The organism is Spirosoma soli (genome assembly GCF_042684525.1).
In the GTDB taxonomy this organism is placed as follows: Bacteria; Bacteroidota; Bacteroidia; order Cytophagales; family Spirosomataceae; genus Spirosoma; species Spirosoma soli.
Map to the genome: position 1 here is coordinate 25,347 of NZ_JBHULN010000030.1, position 8,798 is coordinate 34,144.

Here is an 8,798-nt window from a genome sequence, read left to right on the forward strand (position 1 = left end):
ATTAAAGACGTGATTTCGTTTTTCTGATAACAAAAGGAACACATTTGTCAGGTGCACAGCAATCACCCTGTTCAACAATAATGGGGCAGCAGCCAGTTAATGGGCAAACGCCATCTGTTGAGGCCACAGAGTATACACCTACCTGAGTAATCGTTACGGAATTACCCGTGGCGAACAAGCTTCCATCTTTGAACCAGCGTACATCCTGGTACTTACTCGGAACGGTAACAATGTACTCGTCACCCGTGCAGAGCTTGATTGGAACACTGGCGCAGGAAGAGGCCTCGTTGTTAGCCGTGTTGGGATCTACACTACCCGTGGCCGTTACACTGGCCGTGTTCAGAAGAACACCTTCCGCCTGCACCTGCACCGTCAGCACCAAAGAAGCTATTTCGCCCACCGCTAAATCCCCCACTGTCCAGATGCCGGTCGTCGAGTTGTAACTTCCTTTAGACGGGGTAGGCGTTCCCTGCAGTTGCGCAGCGCCGTTACGAGCGAGTGTATCCAACACATTGACGCCAATAGCGCTGCCCGGACCAATATTCTGGACGGTTATTGTGAAGCTTACACTTGAGTTAATGGCCGTTAGTGACTGGCTCACCTGCTTGGTAATAAGGAGGTCAGCAGGCTGATTGGTAGCTGCACTCACTGTCAGGCTGATAGCCGCCGACGAGCACACCGTTGGCTGGGCAATGTCACATACCGAGTACGTAAACGATACGGGGCCTGAAAAGCCCGCTCCTGGGCTATAGCTGATGCTACCATCGGGGTTAACCGTAGCGGTTCCCGAATTAGGGGTGCCCACCGTGACCGTCACGGCGGTGCTGCTTATGGGCTGGCCGTTGCGCGTATCGTTGGCCAGCACCGGAATGGTGGTAGCTACTCCTGCCGTCAACGTCTGGTTGTCAGGGCTAGCCTGGAGGGCGGAAGTAACGGTCAGGTTAACGGGTGCCGACGCACACTGAGCCGACTGGGCAATGTCGCAAACGGTATACGTAAACGAAATCGGTCCCGAAAAGCCCGTCGCAGGCGCATAGGTGATGGTGCCATTGGCATTGACCGTGGCCGTTCCCGTAGCTGGTGGCGTACTCACGCTTACCGTTACGTTGGTGGTGCTGGCAGGCAGACCGTTACGTGTATCGTTCGTTAGCACCGGCACACTGACTGGCGTACCTGCATTGGTCGTAGCCAGATCCGCATTGGCCACAAGAGCTGCATTGGCTGCACTTACCGTCAGGCTAATAGCTGCCGACGAGCACACTGTTGGTTGAGCGATGTCACATACTGTATACGTAAACGATACGGGTCCCGAAAATCCTGGTGCTGACGTATAGGTGATGCTACCATCGGGATTAACCGTGGCTGTGCCTGAACTCGGTGTGCCCACTGTTACTGTTACACTGGTGTTACTCACTGGCTGACCATTGCGCGTATCGTTGGCCAGCACCGGAATCGTAGCCTGAGTACCTGCGGTCAACGTCTGGTTGTCAGGGCTAGCCTGAAGAATTGACGTAACCGTTAGGCTAACCGGTGCCGACGCACACTGAGCGGGTTGAGTGATGTCGCAAATCGTGTAAATGAACGAAACGGGCCCTGAGTAACCCATTGCAGGCGTGTAGTTTATGGTGCCGTTCGCATTGACTGTGGCCGTTCCCGTAGTTGGGGGCGTACTCACACTCACGGTTACGTTGGTGGTGCTGGCGGGCTGCCCATTGCGGGTATCGTTCGTTAGCACGGATACACTAAGGGGTGTACCTGCACTGGTCGTAGCTAGATCCGCATTCGCTACAAGAGCTGCATTGGCTGCATTCACCGTTAGGCTAACGGCTGCCGACGAGCACACTGTTGGTTGAGCGATGTCACATACCGTGTAGGTGAACGAGACTGGACCCGAAAAACCTCCTGCTGGGCTGTACGTTAAAGTGCCGTCCGGATTAATGATCACTACGCCCGAGTTGGGGGTACTCGCGGTTACCGTCACGCTGGTGCCGCTCACAGGCTGGCCATTGCGAGTGTCGTTGGCCAGTACCGGAATCGTAGTCAAGGTGCCTGCTGTCAGCGTCTGATTGTCAGGATTAGCCAGTAGGGTTAAGCATTGCGCAGCAGGACCAGTAGCGGTACGAAACTGTTCCAGTGGAATCTGATTGCCCCCCGGCGGTTGGCCAGAGACTGAGTAAAAGCTGTTGGCTACATTAAGAGATAACCGTTGATCAGCCTGCGTAATAAACGCGTTTCCCGATTCCAGCGGGCTAACAGGGCCGAAGCAACCATTTCCCTGGAAAGTAAACAGCGCAACCGGAGTGCCGCTAACGAATGGACCATAATTCGTTTCCGCCGGAGCTTTACCAATCACGTAATAGTTTATGGCTGGGTCCAGACCTGAACCTGACCAGTCTTGCCCCGGATTTCCAGGCCCTAAACGAAGAGGGACTTTATCCCACGTCCCCCGCACATCTGTAATTTCAGTTATCACAAATGATGCCGGCACTTTCAGGGTAAACTGTGCTGTACCACCGCGCTCGTTTCCATTTACTGCTGTATTATTTGCGTTGGGCGTGTTGTAGCGGGGCACAACATAAGCTGTGTAGCGGTTCGTAGCCAGATCGTACGTCACTTGGTAGTCCACCACGTTGGAAGACTGCTGCGCGTAAGCTGTTCCGGTAACCAGGAACAGAAGACTCCAAATGAGGGCGCTTAGAAGTCGGTTCATAATAAAACTAGTTTTCAACGTTCGTTGGTAAAGCTTGGAGGAGCCTATTGATTAGGCTCCTCCCAAAACGATTATGGCAGCTGTTCACGAATCGTGAAGAACGGCAGCCTGAAGCTGTTGCCTGGGTGGTTCTTGATGATGTTTTGATAGATGAATTCTACATCATTGCCCGTACCCTGGAAGATGACCTGGCCATCCATGTTCACATCACCTTCATAGTAGCCCCGCAACTTGTAGAATGGCGTGGTCAAACTATTGGCCGATGCATTGATTACCTGCTGATAGGTTCGATTGACGTCGTTGTTTGATCCCTGATAAACGGCCAGGTTGTGCGGAGTGCTGGCCAGGTTCTCGCCCAGAGCGTTACCCGCCCACATCGCCACGCCTTGCTCTACTACCACCTGTGCCTGATCGACGCTTACCTGCGTGTAGCTGGTAGTGCCGGAATAGGTAAAGGTTGGCGTAGCCGAATTGCGGAAGTCGACAACCGTAGCTGTAATCGAGAGCGGCAGGGCTGTCTGGCTCATGATGCCCAGGTGGTTACGGTGACGAACGGCTACAAAGTAGTTACCCGACAAGGCCTGGGCAAACGTCATCGAAGAGACTCCATCCACCTCAACGATGTCGCCATCGCGTTGGAGCAGGGCCGCCCGGCTATCAACGATAGTGGCAGCGTTACTAGCAGAGCGCAGCTCAACAAACACCCAATCGACAATAGCATCAGTACCGGTGATGGTTGTCACGCTAGCGGCCATGCTGCCAACCGCGGTAATCGGGTTGAGTGCCGTATAGGGATGGTTAACTGGCAGGTAGCCACTAGCCCGTAGTGCATCGCGCATGAGTGGTCCTGATACCCCAAACAGCGCTCCTTGCAGATAAGCCTTAGGGGACAGTCTGACAATCGGAGCCGCGATCACTGCTGCTGTCGTTACAGTAGCCTGGTTGTTTGCTGGCGTAGCATCGCCTGTGGGCACGACCGTAGCCGCTGTAAACGTTTGTGGCTGACCTACCGTTGGCAATCCAGGAATAACCGAAACGGCTAGGGTTTCGCTGGTAAGTGGGGCCAGCGACACCGATTTAACGCAGGTAACCAGCTGGCCACTTATTGAACAAGTGAACCCGTTAGAGGTCGTAAAGCCGGGTGCAATGGTAACGTTAGCCGGTAGTGTCAGCGTAACCGACACAGGCCCTGCATAAATACCCGTGCCTACGTTGCTAACCGAAATAGGCAGGCTACTAGCCAGCGTAGCTGTTAAGCTTTGAACAGGCTGGCTGATACCAACTGCCAAGTCAACCGCGCCATTGGGTGGAAACACCGTGATGTAAGCCGTAGCCGTAGCGCAGGCTACTGGAGAGCCGTTATCACAAACCTGGTACGTGAAGAAGTCTGATCCGGTGAAACCAGCTGTTGGTGTATAGGTGAAGCCTCCGGTTGACGTCAGTATTAAGGTGCCATTGGTTGGGCTTGTTACTGGTGTTGTTGTCACCGTCTGGGTATTGCCTTCTAAATCCTGATCGTTGGTTAAGACGTTACCCCCTACCGCTACGTTCGAAAATGTGCTAACCGCATCATCGTATGCCAACGTCTGATTGACTGCTGGGTTGGGGCGCACGTTTACCGTTACAGTTGCCTGGTCGCAGAGAATAGGGTTGCCATTGTCGCAGACTTGGTACACAAAGCTATCGACTCCCGTAAAACTGTTTACTGGCGTATACGTAATGGTACCATTGGCGTTTACCGTTACGTTGCCATTCACCGGTGATGTAACAATAATCGGTTGGCCTAGCGGCTGAGCATCCGGGTCGCTGTCATTTGCTTTCACTGCAATCGTCACCGCAGTATTCGGCGTTGTGGTGGCTATGTCATTTTGCGCGATTGGCGCATCGTTACCGTTTGGCGCATTGTCGCGTACTTCAAGGGATACCAGCGCCGTTGTGCACTGAGCTGCGGTATTACAGACCTGGTACACAAAGCTGTCTGCTCCGCTGAAACCCTGTGTCGGTGTATAGGTATAGCTGCCGGTAGATGTCAGTACTAACGTGCCGTTGGCTGGGGCAACCACGGGCGTAGTAGTTACACTAAGCGCTAAGCCGGCAGATTCTCTGTCGTTAGTGAGCAGATTTCCCGCAACTAATGCGTTTCTAAATGTCTGGCCAAAGTCATTCAGAGGAAGCGGACGGCTTGGTGATACCGTAACTGTAACCGTAGTGGTTGAACATCGACCCGGTTGGGTAATGTCACAGGCGGTGTAGCTGAACGAATTAACGCCAAAGAACGCCGGTGCCGGGGTGTAGGTGATGGTGCCGTTTGCATTCACGAGGGCGGTCCCGTTCGCTGGCTGGCTGGCTAGCGTCACGGTTACGTTCGTGTTGCTGGCGGGTAGGCCGTTGCGGGTATCATTGGCCAGCACAGATACGTTGATGGGCGTGCCCGATGCCGTAGTTACCTGATCTGGACTGGTGACGACCACCGTGTTAACGGTTATACTGACCGGGGCCGACGAACACTGAGCTGGCTGAGCGATATCGCATATCGCATACGTAAACGAAACCGGTCCCGAAAAGCCGGGTGCGGGTGTGTAGCTGATGCTACCATTTGCGTTAACTGTTGCTGTACCCGTGGTTGGTGGTGTACTCACACTGACCGTTACGTTGGTGGTGCTGGCGGGTAAGCCATTACGGGTATCATTCGTCAGCACCGAAACGCCAACGGGTGTTCCTGCATTAGTCGTTGCCACATCGGCATTAGCCTGGAGCACTGCATTGACCGTCAAATTAACGGGTGCCGACGAGCAGATTGTCGTTTGAGTTGGCGCACAAATGGTGTACGTAAACGAAACCGGTCCCGAGTAACCCGGTGCAGGAGTATAGTTGATGCTGCCATCTGCATTGATAGCGGTTGTACCAATGGCGGGTGGTACAGTCACGCTAACTGTTACGTCAGCGTTATTTACCGGTTGTCCATTGCGGGTATCGTTGGCCAGCACCGATAAGCTGACCGGAATGCCCGCCGTTAGAACTTGGTTGTCAGCATTGGCCTGAAGAACTGCGCATTGAGCCGCAGGGCCGAATATGTTTCTGAACTGCTCGAGGGGGGACTGGTTACCACCTGCAGGCTGGCCAGAGCGTGAGTAAAAGCTGTTGGATACGTTAAGCGAGAGGTCATTATCCGCAGCCGCAATGAACGGGTCTCCGGCTGGCAACGGGGTTATCTCTCCGAAACAACCATTACCAGAGAATGAGAAGAGCGCTATGGGCGTGCCGGCTGTAAACTTACCATAGTTTACTTCGTTGGGCGATTTACCAATGACGAAGTAATTATAAGCCGGGTTAAGCGGTGTTGTATACGTTTGCCCCGGGTTACCAGGCCCCAAGCGTGTAGGGTTCTTATCCCAACTGCCGGTTAAATCCTGTATGCTGGTTATCGAAAAAGAAGATGGTACCTTAATGGTAAACTGAGCGGTACCGCCAAGTTCATCATTCCCCGTATTATTGGCATTCGGCGTCGCGTAGTTGGGAATGACCCAGGCGATATACCGTCCGGTGGCAACGTTGTACGTTACCTGGTAGTCGACCGTGTTTGAGGATTGCTGAGCTGCAGCAAGATGGCCTACCAGGAGGAGGCATCCCCAAAACAAACATGTAAATAATTGTTTCATTGATAGATTGAGTTATTTGCTACGATTGGTTGCTAATAGGGAAGAATACATTCCTCCCTACCGTTGGCTTTTAAGGAATTTGATCTCGAATGGTAAAAAATGATACTTTTAAACTGTTGCCAGGATGGTTCTTTACGACGTTCTGATAAATGAACTCTACGTCGTTTCCCGTACCCTGGAAGATCGTCTGACCATCCAGGTTCACGTCCCCCGTATTGTAGCCCTTCAACTTATAGAAAGGACTGAGCAGAACATTGCCCGGGGTATTGATCACTTGCTGATAAAGCTGATTCACATCGTTGTTTGAGCCCTGGTAAATGACCAGGTTACGCGTACCGTTGGCCCCGATGTCACTAAAGGCGTTTCCTGCCCACATGGCCACGCCTTGCTCTACTACCACCTGTGCCTGATCGACCGTCACCTGGGTGTAGCTAGTGGTGCCTGTCGTAGTATAGGCTGGCGTGTTGGGGTTGCGGAAGTCAATGACCAAGGCTGTGGTTGAGAGCGGCAGGGCTGCCTGGCTCAGCACACCCAGGTGATTCCGGTGGCGAACTGCCACGTAGTAGCTGCCCGGCAGCGATTGGCTAAACACTACTGGCGATACCCCATCTACATCGACAACGTCGCCATCGCGTTGGAGCAGGGCTGCCCGGCTGTCAACGACAATGGAAGCGTTTGTGACTGAACGTAGTTCGACAAATACCCAGTCGACAATGGCATCGGTACCGGTAACGCTCGTCACACTAGCGGCCATGCTGCCAACGGGAGTGATTGGGTTAAGCGCAGTATAAGGGTGGGTGGCAGGCAGGTAACCTGCTGCTCTGAGATCATCGCGCATGAGCGGGCCAGAGATTCCGAACAAAGCCCCCTGCAGATAAACCTTAGGTGATACAGATATCAGCGGTGGCGGTGGCTGTACCAAAACCGACACCGTAGCTATGGTACACTTTCCACCCGTATTACATACAGAGTAGGTAAAACTGGCTGGCCCTGTGAAGCCCGCTGCCGGTGTGTAGGTGTAGCTGCCCGTGGGCGACATTATTACCGTACCACTGGCTGGCTGCCCCGTCGAATACGTGAGCGGCAGGCCTTGAGGGTCAGAATCGTTAGCACTAACGGTACCTGCTGCCGACGTGTTGAACCGAGTCAGCAACGCATCATCTATAGTAACCGGTGTCAGTGTGGTTCCTGCTGGTGGAGTCGGTTGCACATTGATACCGACCGTGGCCGTGGCGCAAGCGGCAGTTGTCGATTTATCACAGATCTGATAACGGAAGCTAACTCGTCCCGTAAATCCGGCTAGTGGTATGTACGTTATGGTGCCGTTGGCATTGACTAGGGCCGTACCTTGAGCCGGTTGCGTAATGAGCACTGGGGTATCTAACTGACCATTCGCGCCGGTCGCCGAATCAGGATCAGTATCATTGGCCAGGACAGCAATCGTTACCGACGTGTTCTGAATAACCTGTGTATTGTCATCATTGGCAATCGGAGCACCATCGCCCAATAACGGGTCCGGTACCACGTTTACGGTCACGCAAGCTGTAGTACTAAGCCCTGCCGTGTTACTAACTGAGTAGCAGAATCCCGTGGTACCCGTGAAACCCGCTGGCGGAGTATACGTATAACCGCCGTCGGGGGCTATCGTGACGGTGCCACTAGCCGGTGGTGATACTAACGAAGTTACCAAAGGTAAGCCTTGTGGATCGACATCGTTTGTCAGTACATTACCGGTCACCGATGCATTAGGTCGTGTATTGGCGATGTCAGAAGTGGCAATAGGAGGGACCCCAATCACCGTAACAGTGACTACAGCGGTTGAACAAGTAACCGGACTAAGTTTATCGCAGAGTTGGTAAGCCACCGTGTAAGAACCAGGAGCTGTACCGGTCGCTACGCTCACACTTCCAGTATTGGGGTCTAGCGTAATACCTGTGGGATATATGCCTATTGTGGCAATAGTGGCATTGCCACCAACCCCCAATGTTGCGGGCAGACCATTAACCTGGTCATTGGCCACTATGTTGGTTACGGCCACGCCACCAGTAGTTAAAGCACTACCTGCATCGGGTTCAGCCGTGCTTGAGGCTGTTATTGTTATGCTGACGATAGCAGTGGCGCAGGTAGTGGGGGCTAGTTTATCGCAAAGCTGATAGGCTACAGTATAGCTACCCGGTACTGTACCCTGAGCCGCGCTTATACTGCCGGTAGTAGTGTTTAGGGTAATACCATCCGGATAAGTGCCGACACCAGCTATAGTGGCGTTACCTGCTCCCCCCAAGGTGGCGGGTTGACCGTTGATCACATCATTGGTAGTTACGTTAGCGACGGCTACTCCACCGGTTCCGGCACTGGCTGTGCCCGCATCAGGGTTGGCTGTCACACTAGGGGTGACCGTGACGCTGACCAAGCCAGTGGTACAGGTGGTG

Annotated in this window: 3 protein-coding genes; all 3 read right to left on the bottom strand. The window is 53.5% G+C overall.

What is annotated here, in order from left to right:
* Position 1: 1 nt before the first annotated feature.
* Positions 2-2,710, bottom strand: a complete 2,709-nt coding sequence (locus ACFSUS_RS28265) for an Ig-like domain-containing protein (protein ID WP_381528399.1) — start codon at positions 2,708-2,710, stop codon at positions 2-4.
* Between the two features lie 71 nt (positions 2,711-2,781).
* Entirely contained in the window at positions 2,782-6,369 is a 3,588-nt protein-coding gene (locus ACFSUS_RS28270) for an Ig-like domain-containing protein (protein ID WP_381528401.1), read from the bottom strand.
* Positions 6,370-6,439: 70 nt separating this feature from the next.
* Positions 6,440-8,798: Ig-like domain-containing protein (locus tag ACFSUS_RS28275; RefSeq protein WP_381528404.1), on the bottom strand; the 2,359-nt coding region annotated here is incomplete at its 5' end.

What these genes read in the sequence shown, in the direction of transcription:
- ACFSUS_RS28265 (WP_381528399.1), bottom strand. Translation starts at nt 2,710, where the DNA reads ATGAACCGACTTCTAAGCGCCCTCATTTGGAGTCTTCTGTTCCTGGTT.
- ACFSUS_RS28270 (WP_381528401.1), bottom strand. Translation starts at nt 6,369, where the DNA reads ATGAAACAATTATTTACATGTTTGTTTTGGGGATGCCTCCTCCTGGTA.